Source organism: Pseudogemmobacter faecipullorum, from assembly GCF_020539525.1.
Classification (GTDB): domain Bacteria; phylum Pseudomonadota; class Alphaproteobacteria; order Rhodobacterales; family Rhodobacteraceae; genus Pseudogemmobacter; species Pseudogemmobacter faecipullorum.
Window position 1 is genome coordinate 20,751 of sequence record NZ_JACDXX010000003.1, and the last position, 13,834, is coordinate 34,584.

At 65.2% G+C, this 13,834-nt stretch carries 12 protein-coding genes; 4 read left to right on the forward strand and 8 right to left on the reverse strand.

Features of this window, described 5'->3' with window-relative positions; all coding sequences use genetic code 11:
* Window positions 1-275: 275 nt before the first annotated feature.
* A complete protein-coding gene (locus H0485_RS03665; protein ID WP_226934017.1) occupies window positions 276-1,139 on the reverse strand; it encodes an arginyltransferase in 864 nt (287 codons plus the stop codon).
* Between the two features lie 381 nt (window positions 1,140-1,520).
* On the reverse strand, window positions 1,521-1,985 hold the full coding sequence (locus tag H0485_RS03670; RefSeq protein WP_226934018.1) for a DUF2852 domain-containing protein: 465 nt from the start codon (window positions 1,983-1,985) through the stop codon (window positions 1,521-1,523).
* A 248-nt stretch (window positions 1,986-2,233) separates the two neighbouring features.
* Between H0485_RS03670 and H0485_RS03675 the strand changes: the two genes are divergently transcribed.
* Entirely contained in the window at window positions 2,234-5,047 is a 2,814-nt protein-coding gene (locus tag H0485_RS03675) for a [protein-PII] uridylyltransferase family protein (RefSeq protein WP_226934019.1), read from the forward strand.
* Window positions 5,034-5,300 carry a hypothetical protein gene (locus H0485_RS03680; RefSeq protein ID WP_226934020.1) on the forward strand — a complete coding sequence of 89 codons (267 nt, stop codon included), beginning with the start codon at window positions 5,034-5,036 and terminating at the stop codon, window positions 5,298-5,300. The genes H0485_RS03675 and H0485_RS03680 overlap by 14 nt, the downstream gene beginning before the upstream one ends.
* Window positions 5,301-5,396: 96 nt before the next feature.
* Here the strand turns inward: H0485_RS03680 and eda are convergent, their stop codons facing one another.
* Complete coding sequence (gene eda / locus H0485_RS03685) at window positions 5,397-6,041, reverse strand: bifunctional 4-hydroxy-2-oxoglutarate aldolase/2-dehydro-3-deoxy-phosphogluconate aldolase (protein WP_226934021.1); 645 nt, start codon at window positions 6,039-6,041, stop codon at window positions 5,397-5,399.
* 60 nt (window positions 6,042-6,101) lie between these two features.
* Complete coding sequence (gene edd / locus H0485_RS03690) at window positions 6,102-7,919, reverse strand: phosphogluconate dehydratase (protein ID WP_226934022.1); 1,818 nt, start codon at window positions 7,917-7,919, stop codon at window positions 6,102-6,104.
* A gap of 341 nt (window positions 7,920-8,260) precedes the next feature.
* On the opposite strand from edd, the gene H0485_RS03695 reads away from it, so the two are divergent.
* Window positions 8,261-9,493 carry an RSP_2647 family RNA methyltransferase gene (locus H0485_RS03695; RefSeq protein ID WP_226934290.1) on the forward strand — a complete coding sequence of 411 codons (1,233 nt, stop codon included), beginning with the start codon at window positions 8,261-8,263 and terminating at the stop codon, window positions 9,491-9,493.
* Window positions 9,493-10,032 (forward strand): RSP_2648 family PIN domain-containing protein, encoded by a 540-nt coding sequence (locus tag H0485_RS03700; RefSeq protein ID WP_226934023.1) that lies wholly within the window; start codon window positions 9,493-9,495, stop codon window positions 10,030-10,032. The genes H0485_RS03695 and H0485_RS03700 overlap by 1 nt, the downstream gene beginning before the upstream one ends.
* Window positions 10,033-10,111: 79 nt before the next feature.
* Here H0485_RS03700 and H0485_RS03705 read toward each other — a convergent pair whose 3' ends face one another.
* The 4 genes from H0485_RS03705 to H0485_RS03720 all read right to left on the reverse strand — a co-directional run bounded on the left by H0485_RS03705 (window position 10,112) and on the right by H0485_RS03720 (window position 13,672).
* The gene (locus H0485_RS03705) at window positions 10,112-10,810 is read right to left on the reverse strand and encodes a M48 family metalloprotease (RefSeq protein WP_226934024.1); all 699 of its coding nucleotides are present in this window, start codon (window positions 10,808-10,810) and stop codon (window positions 10,112-10,114) included.
* Between the two features lie 78 nt (window positions 10,811-10,888).
* Window positions 10,889-12,070: a vWA domain-containing protein gene (locus tag H0485_RS03710; RefSeq protein ID WP_226934025.1), complete on the reverse strand. Its 1,182-nt coding sequence runs from the start codon at window positions 12,068-12,070 to the stop codon at window positions 10,889-10,891.
* 16 nt (window positions 12,071-12,086) lie between these two features.
* A complete protein-coding gene (locus H0485_RS03715) occupies window positions 12,087-12,254 on the reverse strand; it encodes a hypothetical protein (protein ID WP_226934026.1) in 168 nt (55 codons plus the stop codon).
* A 578-nt stretch (window positions 12,255-12,832) separates the two neighbouring features.
* Entirely contained in the window at window positions 12,833-13,672 is an 840-nt protein-coding gene (locus tag H0485_RS03720; protein WP_226934027.1) for an AAA family ATPase, read from the reverse strand.
* Between the last annotated feature and the right edge of the window lie 162 nt (window positions 13,673-13,834).

The following is a 13,834-nucleotide window of genomic DNA, read 5'->3' on the forward strand; positions in this document are numbered from 1 at the left end:
GGTCCATGCGCCTGGCTTTGCTGACTACAAGAATTAGGGTCATCTGCATCTCCATCGCTGCGACTCCGGGACTGGATCCCTGGTCGCGCGTCAGCCGGGAAGTTAGGCAAGCCGAAAAGGGGCGTCAACCCCGGAAGCGCATGGAATCTGTCGCGCCTGGTGAAAAAATAGCAATTTTGTTGCCGGGACGCGCTTTGGGGTGAACTTTTCTGAATCCCGCAGCGCGCCCGCCCTGCCGGTCCGCCGACTCTGCTGCTGCAGCGGGCTTTTTCCCCTCAGTCGCCTGTACCGCGCGCCTCGGGCAGGCTGATCCGCGCTACCTGTTCGGCAATCGGGTCAACCGAGAGCGGATGCAGCTCGGAACTATGGCCCGAGGCATCGCCGATCGGCTGCCATTCGCCGCCTTTATAGATTTCCAGCGCGTCAAAGCCGGATTTATAGCCCATCTTGCGCGAGCCTGGCACCCAATAGCCGAGATAGACATAGGGCAGCCCGGCCTCGCGCGCGATTTCAATATGATCGAGGATGATCCAGGTGCCGAGCGAGCGCGGGCTGAGATCGGGGTCATAGAAGCTGTAGACCAGCGACAGCCCGTCCTCAAAGACATCGGTCAGACAGACCGCACTGAGCACCCGCCCGTCATCGCGGTCCCCGCCGGAAAACGGGCTTTCTCCTGTGGGATCGGGGCGGCTGTATTCGATCACCCGTGAGTGGATCGGGGTTTCCTCGATCATCGCGGCGAATTCGAAAATATCCATATCCGCCATGCCGCCATCGGCGTGCCGGCTGTCGAGATAGCGGCGGAACAGCTGAAACTGATCCTCGGTCGCCCAGGGGCTGGTGGCATTGCGCGCCAGATCGGCGTTTTTCCTCAGCACCCGGCGCTGACCACGGGTCAGGGTGAAATCTGCCACCCGGATCCGCGCCGAAAGACAGGCCGAACATTCGGCACAGCTGGGCCGGTAGAGCACGTTCTGGCTGCGCCGGAAGCCCTGTTTCGACAGAGCATCATTCAGTTTCTGCGCATAATCCCCCTGCAAAGCGGTGAATAATTTCCGCTCCATCCGGCCCTCAAGATAGGGGCAGGGCTGCGGCGCAGTGACATAGAATTGCGGGGCGATCGGCAGGGTGTGACGCATCGGCTTTCAGGCGCGGGGGATAAGAAGGGTCATCGGGCAGGCAAAGGGGCAAAGCGCCTTGTGACGCGAAAGGGGGGCGGGCAGGGCCGGGCTCTGCTCAGCCGGGACTGCGCGGGGGCGCAGAAATTTGGCCGGTCAGGTCTTTGGCGCGGCAGAGCCTAGCAAGGCATTGCCCTGCCGCCAAGAGAGCAGTTTATGCAATAGCCAGACATCCTGGTCCCCGGATATCCTGGTCTCCGGACATCCTGGGCTCGGGGCATTCCGCTGTCCGGATAGTCTGGCGGCCAGGCGGTGGCGGCTCTGCGCCTGTTGCGACGGCCGGCCCGCAGCAAAACGCCCCGGTCACGCGGACCGGGGCGTTTCATCATCCGTTCAGGCGGATCACTCTGCGCCGCGGCGCGGCGCGCTGCCTTCGGCACCGGCAGGGCTGAGCGTTTCGGGCAGAGCCGATGCCGTGCGGGCGCGGTCTTCCATGAAGCGGTCAAATTCCTGCTTATCGCGGGCCTCGCGCAGCCGGGTCATAAAGCCCTCAAAGGCTTCCTGCTCCTGCTCAAGGCGCTGCAAGGTCTCGGCGCGGTAATTGTCAAAGGCCAGATTGCCGCTGGAGCGCGAATTGATCTTGCTGAAATCAAAGCGCTTTGCCGCGCTGCTTCTGCATTTTCCGAACATTTTTTTCTCCCAGATGAGCCAGGCCAGGATTGCCAGCCCCAGCGGAACGAAGACGATAAAGCCGGTCACCATCGCGGCGAGCCAGGCCCATTTGCCCCGGGCATCGAGCCAGGCATCGGCCCGGCGCGGCCAGTAGAGCAGGTCCCGGTCGGACCGGAATTCGGCAGTTTGTGTCATTCCTGTTGCTCCGTAAGCATGTGAAGGTGTTTTACATGACGCAAGATGAGGCGTGGAATTCCGGCTTTCAAGGGGGATGTGAATGGTTTTTACATTCTGACCCCCGTCGCCGCCCGGCAGGGCGGATTTCGGCGGAAAATCGCCAGCGCGGCAGGGCTTTCAGCCCAGTTCGGGCCGGGCGCGGGATTTCCCCGGAACCGGCCCCGCGGGTGATTGACCCCGCAGGGGTGGCGCAGCATGTTGCGGCTATGACTCACGCTGATTTCGCCTCCCGTCTGACCCGCTCTCCCCGCGCTTTTGATGCCTCTGCCGGGGCGGATGCCGCCGCGTTGTTTCCCGGGCTGGCGCCTGAGCTGCGCGCGCTGATCGCCGCGAGCGCGGGATGCTCGCCCTATCTGAAGGGGCTGGCGGAAAAAGAGGCCGGCTGGCTCGCGCCCGCGCTCTCGGCCCCGCCGGAGGCGGCTTTGGCCTCGCTGCTGGCCGAGCCGCGTGAGGCGGGGCTTGATACGCTCGGCGCGGCTTTGCGTCAGGCCAAGCGCCGCGCCGCGCTGCTGACCGCGCTTTGCGATCTGGGCGGGGTCTGGTCGCTGGAAGAGGTGACCGGCGCGCTGACTGGCCTTGCCGATCTGGCGGTGGATCTCTCGGTGAAATGGCTGGTCGCCGATGAGATCCGGCGCGGCAAACTGCCCGGCGCGAAACCCGAGGATGCCGAAACCGCGGCCGGGCTGAGCGTGCTGGCCATGGGCAAAATGGGCGCGGGCGAGCTGAATTATTCCTCGGATATCGATCTGATCTGCCTGTTCGATCAGGAGCGCTACGGCGAGGACTGGCAGGAGGCGCGCGCCGCTTTCATCCGCGTCACCCGCAAAATGGCCGGGATCCTCTCAGATGTGACCAGCGAGGGCTATGTGTTCCGCACCGATCTGCGGCTGCGTCCCGATGCCAGCGTCACCCCGGTCTGCCTGTCGATGGCCGCGGCCTATAATTATTATGAGGCCGAGGGCCGCACCTGGGAACGCGCCGCCTATATCAAGGCCCGGCCCTGTGGCGGCGATCTGGAGGCGGGGGCGCGGTTTCTGAAATCGCTGCGGCCTTTCGTCTGGCGTCGTCATCTCGATTACGCCGCGATCCAGGATGCGCATGATATGCGGCTTCGGATCCGCGAACATCGCGGGCTGAACGGGCCGCTGGTGGTCGAGAACCATAATATCAAACTGGGTCTCGGCGGCATTCGCGAGATCGAGTTCTTCACCCAGACCCGCCAGCTGATCGCGGGCGGGCGTGATCCCGATCTGCGCGATAATACCACGGTCGGTGGCCTCACCGCGCTGGCGGCCAAAGGCTGGGTGCCGGAGGCGGTGAAGGATGAGCTGATCAGCCTTTACCGCGCGCATCGCGAGCTCGAGCACCGGCTGCAGATGGTGGGCGATGCCCAGACCCAGACCCTGCCGCCGACGGCAGAGGGGGTGGCGCGGATCGCGGCTTTCATGGATCAGGATGAAGCCGCTTTCCGCGAGGGGCTGCTGGCGCGACTGATCCGCACGGATGAGCTGACCGAGGGCTTTTTTGCCCCCGGCGAGGCGGAGAGCGAGGCTTTGCCCGAGCTGCCCGATCATGCCAGAGCGATCATCGCCGGCTGGGAGGCCTATCCCTGTCTGCGCTCGGAACGCGCCCGGCAGATTTTCCGCCGCCTGCGCGGGCAGCTGACCGGCCAGCTGATGCGTGCCGCCCATCCCGATGAGGCGCTGGTGGCGCTGGATGGTTTCCTTGCCGGGCTGCCGGCCGGGGTGCAGCTGTTCTCGCTGTTTGAGGCCAATCCGACGCTGATCGAGCTGATCGTCGATATTGCCGGCACGGCACCGGAACTGGCGCGCTATCTGTCGCGCAATGCTGCGGTGCTAGATGCGGTGCTCGGCGGCTCGTTCTTTGAGCCCTGGCCCGGAACAAGGGGGCTGAGCGCCGATCTGACCCGGCGGCTGAATGGCCAAAGCGATTATGAGCGCCGTCTTGATGAGGCCCGGCGCTGGATGAAGGAATGGCATTTCCGCATCGGCGTGCATCATCTGCGCGGGCTGATCGACAGTTTCGAGGCCGGCAAGCAATATGCCGATCTGGCCGAGGCGGTGCTGACCGGGCTCTGGCCGGTGGTGCTGGCGGAATTTGCCGGTAAACACGGGGCCGCGCCGGGGCGCGGCGCGGTGCTGCTGGGCATGGGCAGCCTCGGGGCCGGGCGGCTGAATGCCGGATCCGATCTCGATCTGATCCTGATTTATGATGCCAGCGGGGTGGAAAGCTCTGAGGGGCGCCGCCCGCTGCCGACCCGGCAATATTACGCCAGGCTGACCCAGGCCATGGTGACGGCGCTTTCGGCCCGCACCGCCGAGGGGCGGCTCTATGAGGTTGATGTGCGGCTGCGGCCTTCGGGGCGGCAGGGGCCGGTGGCGACCTCGGTCACCTCCTGGCGCGATTATCAGCAGAATGAGGCCTGGACCTGGGAGCATCTGGCGCTGACCCGGGCCAGGGTGCTGGCGGGCGATCCGGGGCTGGCGGGCGAGGTCGAGGCGATCCGCCGCGCGGTGATCCTGGAGAAGGGCCAGGGGGCAGAGGTGCGCGGCGATGTCGGCAAAATGCGCGCCCGTCTGCAAGAGGCGAAATCCGCGAACAGCCCCTGGGAGACCAAAAACGGCCCGGGGCGGCTGATGGATATTGAGCTGATGGCCGGGATGCTGGCGCTGATCAGCGGCAATCCGGCCCGCCCGGTCGAACGCCAGCTCGCGGGGGCAAAAAACCTGCTGGCGCCAGAGGAGCAGGAGCTGCTCGCGACCAGCTTCCGCTTCCTGTGGTCGCTGCATTGCGCGGCGCGGCTTCTGAGCGATAAACCCCTTGAACCTGAAGCGCTTGGCGAGGGCGGGCAGGCCTTTTTGCTGCGCCAGACCGGCGAAAGCGATGCGGCGACGCTTCTGGCGCGTCTTCAGTCGGTGACGGCGCTTGTCGCAACGCTGATGGCGCGGCAGTTTAGCGCTGACGCGGCGAGAGGAGAAAGCGGCAGTGCAGCTGAATGAGGCCGATCCAAAAGGGCTGGTGCGCGAAAGCTATCGTATCGAAGGGATCACGCTCGGCGAATGCCGCTCGATCTTCATGGACTGGGCGCTGAGCATCCCGCAGGAGCGTTCCGTGCCCGAGGCGGTATCGCTTCTGATCGATACCTATGCAAAAGCCGCCCCCGGTCACCCGATGAACGGCGTTCTGGAACTGGCGTTGACGCCTGCCGGGAATGCGAAACGGCGCGGCGGCAGGCTGGGGCGTATTGTCTGATCCGCAGCGGCCTGATCCGGCTAAGGGCCTGATCAGGCTAAGGGCCTGTCAGACCAAGGGCGGATCAGACCGGGTAATTGTCAGGCCGGGCTCTGCTCAGGCGCGGGCCAGGCTGGCGGCTTCGCGGGCCAGACGGGTGATGCTGTCCCAGTCGCCCGCCGCCACTGCCTCTTTCGGGGCCACCCAGGAGCCGCCGACGCAGAGAATGTTATTCGAGGCCAGATAATCGCCCGCGTTTTTCAGGCTGATGCCGCCGGTCGGGCAGAAACGCACCTGGGGCAAAGGCGAGCCAAGCGCTTTGAGGAAGGGCGCGCCGCCCGCCTGCTCGGCCGGGAAGAATTTCTGCACCGTATAGCCACGCTCGAGCAGCGCCATCACCTCGGAAGCGGTGGCAGCACCGGGCAGAAGCGGCAGCCCCTCGTCCTCGCAGGCCGCGATCAGCGCCGGCGTGGCGCCCGGCGAGACGCCGAATTTCGCCCCTGCCGCTTTCGCCGCCTTCACATCGGCCGCGGTCAGAAGGGTGCCTGCGCCAACCACGCCGCCCTCAACCTCAGCCATGGCGCGGATCACATCCAGCGCGGCGCTGGTGCGAAGCGTGACCTCGAGCGCCGGCAGACCGCCCGCGACCAGCGCCCGGGCGAGGCCGGCCGCGCGGGCGGCATCCTCAACCACCAGCACCGGCACAACCGGGGCGAGGCGGCAGATCGCTTCGGCGGATTTTGACTGTTCAGCGGGGGTCATGGCTCAGGCTCCGTATGCGGGCGCGGGCGCGCGCCCCTGATTTTGAAAGGCAGGAAAGCGTTACAGCGGCACGCAGGCCCCGGTCTCGGCAGTGCCGACATTGCGGCGGAAGGTCTCAAACAGCTCGCGGCCAATGCCATGGCGATTGGCCGAAAGATCGGGGATCAGCGGCGCGCGCTCAGCAAAGCCCGGGGTCAGACAGTCGAGCCTGCCTTCCCTGGCATCCAGCCGGATCACATCGCCATCCTCCAGCCGCGCCAGCGGCCCGCCGCCCATGGCCTCGGGCGAGGCATGGATTGCCGCCGGAACCTTGCCCGAGGCGCCCGACATCCGGCCATCGGTCACCAGCGCCACTTTCAGGCCGCGATCCTGCAGCACCGAGAGCACCGGGGTCAGCGAATGCAGTTCAGGCATGCCATTGGCCTGCGGCCCCTGGAAGCGCATCACCACCACCACATCCGAGGTGAATTCCCCGGCGCGGAAGGCGGCTTTTACCGCCTCCTGATCCTGGAAGATCCGGGCCGGGGCCTCCACCACATGGCGCTCAGGCGCGACGGCCGAGATTTTGATCACGGCGCGGCCGAGATTGCCCTTCAGCTGGCGCAGACCACCGCTCGCGGCAAAAGGATCGGCGGCAGGGCGCAGGATCTTCTGGTTCAGAGAATGCGCAGGCCCGTCGCGCCAGCTGAGCACACCATCGCTCAGCACCGGCTCACGCGTATAATGCGCCAGCCCGTCACCGGCTATGGTCTTCACATCCTCATGCAACAGCCCCGCGCCGATAAGATCGCGGATCAGATATTGCAGCCCGCCCGCGGCATGGAAATGGTTCACATCAGCGAGGCCATTGGGATAGACCCGCGCCATCAGCGGCACCACGGCGGAAATCTCGTCGAAATCCTCCAGATCGAGCAGCACGCCCGAGGCCCGCGCCATGGCGGGCAGATGCAGGATCAGATTGGTCGAGCCGCCGGTGGCCATCAGCCCGACCATGCCATTCACATAGGCGCGCTCATCAAGGATCTCACCCGCCGGGCGGTAATCATTGCCCAGTGCAGTGATCGAGGCGGCTTTCGCCACTGCGGCCCCGGTCAGCGCCTCGCGCATCGGCGTGCCCGGGTTGATGAAGGTGGCGCCTGGCAGATGCAGGCCCATCACCTCCATCAGCATCTGATTGGTATTGGCTGTGCCATAGAAGGTGCAGGTGCCGGGGCCATGATAGCTGCCCATCTCGGCCGCCATCAGCTCTTCGCGCGTGGCCTTGCCCTCGGCATAGGCATTGCGGACCCGGGCCTTTTCATCATTAGGGATGCCGCTGACCATCGGCCCGGCGGGCACGAAGACTGAGGGCAGATGGCCAAAGCTCGCTGCGGCCATGATCAGCCCGGGCACGATCTTATCGCAGACCCCGAGCCACATCACCGAGTCATAGCAATTATGGCTGAGGCCGATTCCGGCGGCCAGCGCGATCACATCGCGCGAGAACAGCGACAATTCCATCCCGGCCTGGCCCTGGGTGACACCGTCACACATGGCCGGAACCCCGCCCGCCACCTGGGCGGTGGCACCGAGGCGCCGCGCCGCCTCGCGGATCTGCGCCGGATAGCTCTCATAGGGCTGATGCGCCGAGAGCATGTCATTATAGGCGGTGATAATGCCGATATTCGGAGCGCGCCCTGCGGCGAGGGCCGGTTTATCTGCGGCCATGGCGGCATAGGCATGGGCCTGGTTCGAACAGCTCAGATGCGCCCGCACCGGGCCTTTTGCCGCGGCCTCGGCCAGACGCGCCAGATAGGGCTCACGCGCAGCGCGCGAGCGGGCGCGGATCCGTTCGGTCACGCGGGCGATGGTCGGGTGAAGGGGGGCGGGTCGGTCCATGATACGTCGCGGTCCTGAGCTCTGGGTCTGGCGGCTGCCGGGGTGGCGGTGCGGCGGGAAACTGGGGCTGTGAGGCGTTCGGTAAGATTAGGTTCGTTAGCGCTAACATAGCTTTGCACCGGTCCTGATGCAAGCCTGAAACCGGGCTGGATGCGGCGGGATCTGCAGCCGGGGCAGGGCCAGTATATCCCTCGGGGCCGCCGGAAGCGAGATCAGCGGGCGGTAAATGGGCGTTGCAGCGAAAAAGGCTGCTGAAACCGGCGATATTTCTGCCGATCGCTGTCAGATCCGCTTTCGCGGCGACGCAGGCAGCGCTATCAGGGCGCATGAGCCCGCAAGATATGCCCGAGAGCCCCGAGAATTCCACCCCCGCCGCCGCAGCGGGACGCCCTGTTGTCCGCCTTCGCCCCAAGGCCGAGGCCCGTGCCATCCGCCACGGCTACCCCTGGGTCTATGCCGATGAGCTGGTGCTTGACCGCCGCTCGGCCGGGCTGAAGCCGGGCTCGCTGGCGGTGCTCGAGGATGTCGAGCGCCGGGTGCTTGGCCTTGTCACCGTCAATCCGGCCTCGAAAATCGTGGCGCGGATGCTCGACCGCGATCCTGCGGCCGAGATCACTCAGGCCTGGTTCGCCACCCGCATTGCCCGCGCCCTGGCGATGCGTGAGCGTCTTTACGCGACGCCGCATTACCGTCTGGTCCATGCCGAGGCCGATGGCCTGCCGGGCGTGGTGATCGACCGCTTTGGCGATACTGCCGTGGTTCAGCCCAATGCGGCCTGGGCCGAGGCGCATATTGAGCCGCTGGTGGCGGCGCTGGCCGAAGTGACCGGCGTGACCACGGTGATCAAAAACGGCTCGGGCCGGGCGCGTGGCCTTGAAGGCCTGCCGGAAGAGGTTGTGACTGTTCTGGGCACCACCCCTGCCGAGCCGGTGCCGGTGCTGATGAATGGCGCGACCTATATGGCCGATCTGACCCATGGTCAGAAAACCGGCCTGTTCTTTGATCAGCGCGAGAACCATGCCTTCACCGCCCGCCTGGCGAAGGGGGCGAAAGTGCTCGATGTCTTCACCCATGTCGGTGGTTTTGCGCTGGCCGCCCTGGCCGGTGGCGCGCAAAGCGCGCTGGCGGTGGATGCTTCGGCCCCGGCGCTGGCTCTGGCCGCGAAAGGCGCCGAGGCTTCGGGCTATGCTGATCGCTTCACCACCCGCCAGGGCGATGCTTTCGCCGTGCTTGAAGAGCTGGGCCGCGAAGGCGCGCAGTTTGATGTGGTGATCTGTGACCCGCCCGCCTTTGCCCCGGCCAAACCGGCGCTGGAGGCGGGTCTGCGCGCCTATGAGCGGGTGGCCCGTCTGGCGGCGCCGCTGGTCGCGCCGGGCGGCTATCTGGTGCTCTGCTCCTGCTCGCATGCGGCTGATCTGTCGAGCTTCCGCAATGCTTCGGCGCGCGGCATCGGCCGTGGCGGCCGGCGCAGCCAGGTGATCTATACCGGCTTTGCCGGCTCGGATCACCCGGTGATGCCGCAGCTGGCGGAATCGGGCTATCTGAAGGCTCTGGCCTTCCGGCTCGACGGCTGATGAAAGTCCTGCTCGACGCCTGCGTCCTGTTCCCGACCGTATTGCGGGAGATTTTACAGGGCGCGGGGGCCGCCGGCCTGTTTGAGCCGCTCTGGTCTGAGCGCATTTTAGGCGAATGGACCTCATCGGCGAAAAAGCTGGGGCCGGGCATGGATCTGGTCGCCGAAGGCGAGGCGGCTTTGTTCCGCGCCGCCTTCCCGCGCGGCCATATCTACGCCCAGAGCGCGATTGAAAGCCGCCTCGTGTTGCCCGATGCCGATGATCTGCATGTGCTGGCGGTGGCAATCGCCGGTCATGCTGATGCGATTGTTACCTTCAATGCCTCGGATTTCCCGCGCCATATGCTGGCGGCGGAAGGGATCGAGCGGCGCGATCCGGATGGTTTCCTCTGGGAGCTTTATTCAAAGCACCCCGAAAAGATGGGCGCGGTGCTCGAGGCGGTACGCTCCAGGACCGAAGCGATTTCGGGGCGTGAGCAGGAGCTGAAGGCGCTGCTGAAACGCGCCAGACTTTACCGCCTGGCCAAAGCCGTCGCCTGAAGGGCGGCGGTTTTTTCCGCCGCCGGTCCGGGCCCCCGGTTCTGGCTCCCGGTTTGCGCTCCGGCATTCCGCTCTGGCTTTACACCTCGGGCAGCCAGCGCTTTTCATTGGCCTCAATCGCTGCGATCCGGTCCTCGCTTCGCGGGTGGCTGAGCAGCCAGGCGGGCGGCAGGGCGGCCTCATTCTGGCCGGTCAGCGCGCCCAGTTTGCGAAACAGGCTCTTTTGCGGCCCGGTGCCGATCCCGGCCTTGATCAGCAGAGCCGAGGCCCAGGCATCGGCCTCAAACTCATCGCGGCGCGACAGTTTCAGCATCAGCGCCGTGGCGAGCCGGGCAGCGATCCAGGGGCCGATGAAGGGCAGGGCCCGGGCCACCACCATATTCACCATCATCAGCGCGGTCTGCTGGCCCATGACATCGCGGCTGCGCCGCCGGGCATGGCCATGCGCCACATGGCCGAGCTCATGCGCGATCACGCTGGCGATCTCTTCGGCCGAAACCTCGCCGGCGCCGAATTTGCGTAAAAAGCCCGAGGTCAGGAAGATCCGCCCGTCGCCATCCGCAAGGCCATTCACCTCATCGCGCCTCAGCTCCATCACCTTCACCTCGGGCATATCGAGGGCGCGGGCCAGCCTTTCGGCCTGGAGCAGGATCGGCGGATGGCGCAAAGGCGCGGATTGCGCATTCAGCGCCTGGCGCGAGCGGTAAAGCGATACGCGCGCCATCACCCAGGCGGTGGCAGCGGCAATCAGCAGCGGGATGAGCAGGAGACGGATCATAGGGGGAATATAGGGCAGGGCGCGGTCAGGGCCAGTGCTTTGCGCCGGTTTTTGCCGCCGGTTTCTGTCGCGCTGATCTCAGCGCAGGCTTTTCATACCACGCGCCAGCCCGTCGAGCGTCATTGGCACCATGGCCCCGGGCAGGATCTGCCGGATCATCTGCGTCGAGCGGCTATAGTGCCAGCTGTCTTCGGGCAGGGGATTGATCCAGAGGTGATGCGGCCAGGCCTCGGCGGCGCGGCGCAGCCAGGTCTCACCCGGCTCCGGATTCCAGTGCTCATTCGCGCCGCCGGCATGGCTGATCTCATAGGGCGACATCGCGGCATCGCCGACAAAGATCGCCCGCCAGCCCGCATTATGGCTGCGCAGAATATCCCAGGTCGGGATCTGCTCCGACCAGCGGCGGCGGTTATCCTTCCAGACCCCCTCATAGAGGCAATTGTGGAAGTAAAAGGTCTCAAGATGGCGAAACTCGCTGCGCGCGGCGGCGAACAGCTCTTCGAGCAGCTTCACATGCGGATCCATAGATCCGCCAATATCAAGGAACAATAAGACCTTAGCGGCGTTTCTTCGCTCGGGTCTGGTCTTCACATCCAGCCAGCCCTGATGCGCCGTGGCGCGGATCGTGCCGCCCAGATCCAGCTCTTCCACCGCGCCTTCACGCGCCCATTTGCGCAAAACCCGCAAAGCGAGCTTAATATTGCGCGAGGTGACCCCGGCTTTATCGTCGAGGTTTTTAAACTCGCGTTTGTCCCAGACTTTCACCGCGCGCTGATGGCGGCTTTCGTTCTGGCCGATGCGGATGCCCTCGGGATTATAGCCGTAAGCGCCAAAGGGCGAGGTGCCGGCGGTGCCAATCCATTTATTGCCGCCCTGATGGCGGCCCTGCTGCTCTTCGAGCCGCTGACGCAGGGTCTCCATCAGTTTGTCAAAGCCGCCAAGCGCCTCAATCTGCGCCTTTTCCTCTTCGCTGAGGAATTTTTCGGCCAGTTTTTCCAGCCAGTCGCCGGGCAGATCCAGCGCTTGGATCACGGCCTGATCGGGGATGTTTTCCAGCCCCGCGAAGCTGGCAGCGAAAGCGCGGTCATAGCGGTCGAGCCAGCGCTCATCCTTGACCAGCGAGATCCGGCCCAGATGGTAAAAGGCTTCGGTGTCATTGGTGGCAAGGCCGGCCGCAAGCGCCTCAAGAAAGGCGAGGAATTCGCGCGGGCTGACCGGAACACCCTCGCGGCGCAAAGCCTGGAAAAAGGGCAGAAACATCAGCCGCCCCCTCGTCTCAGGCGAGGAAGCGGTAGAGAATGAGGCTGAGGCCAATCCCCAGCAGCAGGCCGAGCAAGCCGCAGCTGGCAGCATATTGCGCCAGATCGGCGCGGGTGCCGCCAAGTGATTTCGCGCGCCAGGCACCCAGCAGCGCCCCGAGGATAAATCCAATGATTGCAAACATCTGCGCCACGTCCTTCATGTTGCAGCCTGAGCGCCTGGGGGCCTGTCCCGGGGCTGGCTGTCGCAAAAGCGGCCCGGGGTCTGTGGCGCAATCAGCGCCTTTGCATCCCGCTCCCGGCTTTCCGTCAGCAGCCATAGCCTGCGACAGTGGTGCTGTCTACCGGCAGCCCGGTCGCAGGGCGGCGCGCGCGGAATTGTGAGGCCAGGCTCGGGGCCGGAGCCGCCGGATCCCGATGCCCCCGCATCAGGATCCGGTCGCTTTCCGACAGGGGTCGGGGCACAGCGCGCGCTGCGGCGAGGGCGAGGGGGCGAGCAGACCCAAAGGTGCCCCGCGCTCTCATGCCGCATCCGGCCGGACCGGAATAATCCGGCCGCCGGCGCTTCTGGTCTCTGGCCGGTTCTGCCCCCTGGCAGGGGGGCGAAACAGGCCGGAGCAGCCGATCATACCGCGGGGATCTCTCCGCGCCGCAGGCCGATCCGCCTAGCCTGCAGTGGCAATAGCACCCTCTGGCGGAGAGGGCCAGGGCGCCGCGCCCGGCAATTGCGTCAGATCGCAGAAAATTTCTGCGACACGCTGTCTCAGCGCTGGCCGCGCGACAGGAAGGCCAGGCGCTCAAACAACTGAACATCCTGTTCATTTTTCAGCAGAGCCCCATGCAGCTTTGGCAGCAGATGGCCGGGGCTGCGCTGCAGATCCTCGGGCGACAGATCCTCGGCCAGGATCAGCTTCAGCCAGTCCAGCACTTCCGAGGTCGAGGGCTTTTTCTTCAGCCCCGGCGTGTCGCGGATCTCAAAAAATTCGGTCAGCGCCGCGCTCAGCAGCTGTTCGCGGATCTCGGGGAAATGCACCCCGATGATGGCACGCAAGGTCTGTTCATCGGGAAAGCGGATGTAATGGAAGAAGCAGCGGCGCAGGAAGGCGTCGGGCAGGTCTTTCTCATTATTCGAGGTGATGATCACCACCGGGCGCTGTTTTGCCCGGATGGTCTCGCCGGTCTCATAGACATGGAACTCCATTTTATCGAGTTCCTGCAGCAGATCATTCGGGAATTCGATATCGGCTTTATCGACTTCATCAATCAGCAGCACCGCGCGGTGATCGGCCTCAAACGCCTGCCAGAGCTTGCCTTTGCGGATATAGTTCCTGACCTCATGCACCCGCGCATCGCCGAGCTGGCTGTCGCGCAGCCGGCTGACCGCATCATATTCATAAAGCCCCTGCTGGGCGCGGGTGGTCGATTTCACATGCCATTCGATCAGCTCTGTGCCGAAACTGGCGGCGACCTGATGCGCCAGCTCGGTCTTGCCGGTGCCGGGCTCGCCCTTGATCAGCAGCGGACGGCCAAGGGTAACGGCGGCATTCACCGCCACCTGCAGATCGGGTGCGGCAATGTAGCGCTCTGTAGACTGGAACTTCATCGGGCTAGGATATCCTCGGGGAATTATGGCCCGAGACTAAACAGCCCAAGTTTTTGTCGCAACCGCTAGTGACAAACCATGCTGCATGGGCTAAATGCCGCGCCAACAGGAGCATGCGCTATGACAGATGCCACCCTGTCGGCGCAGCCCGACAAAATGGAG

What these genes read in the sequence shown, in the direction of transcription:
- H0485_RS03715 (WP_226934026.1), bottom strand. Translation starts at nt 12,254, where the DNA reads ATGTTTGCAATCATTGGATTTATCCTCGGGGCGCTGCTGGGTGCCTGG.
- H0485_RS03665 (WP_226934017.1), bottom strand. Translation starts at nt 1,139, where the DNA reads ATGCGTCACACCCTGCCGATCGCCCCGCAATTCTATGTCACTGCGCCG.
- H0485_RS03705 (WP_226934024.1), bottom strand. Translation starts at nt 10,810, where the DNA reads ATGATCCGTCTCCTGCTCATCCCGCTGCTGATTGCCGCTGCCACCGCC.
- edd (WP_226934022.1), bottom strand. Translation starts at nt 7,919, where the DNA reads ATGGACCGACCCGCCCCCCTTCACCCGACCATCGCCCGCGTGACCGAA.
- H0485_RS03720 (WP_226934027.1), bottom strand. Translation starts at nt 13,672, where the DNA reads ATGAAGTTCCAGTCTACAGAGCGCTACATTGCCGCACCCGATCTGCAG.
- H0485_RS03700 (WP_226934023.1), top strand. Translation starts at nt 9,493, where the DNA reads ATGAAAGTCCTGCTCGACGCCTGCGTCCTGTTCCCGACCGTATTGCGG.
- H0485_RS03710 (WP_226934025.1), bottom strand. Translation starts at nt 12,070, where the DNA reads ATGTTTCTGCCCTTTTTCCAGGCTTTGCGCCGCGAGGGTGTTCCGGTC.
- H0485_RS03675 (WP_226934019.1), top strand. Translation starts at nt 2,234, where the DNA reads ATGACTCACGCTGATTTCGCCTCCCGTCTGACCCGCTCTCCCCGCGCT.
- eda (WP_226934021.1), bottom strand. Translation starts at nt 6,041, where the DNA reads ATGACCCCCGCTGAACAGTCAAAATCCGCCGAAGCGATCTGCCGCCTC.
- H0485_RS03695 (WP_226934290.1), top strand. Translation starts at nt 8,261, where the DNA reads ATGCCCGAGAGCCCCGAGAATTCCACCCCCGCCGCCGCAGCGGGACGC.
- H0485_RS03670 (WP_226934018.1), bottom strand. Translation starts at nt 1,985, where the DNA reads ATGACACAAACTGCCGAATTCCGGTCCGACCGGGACCTGCTCTACTGG.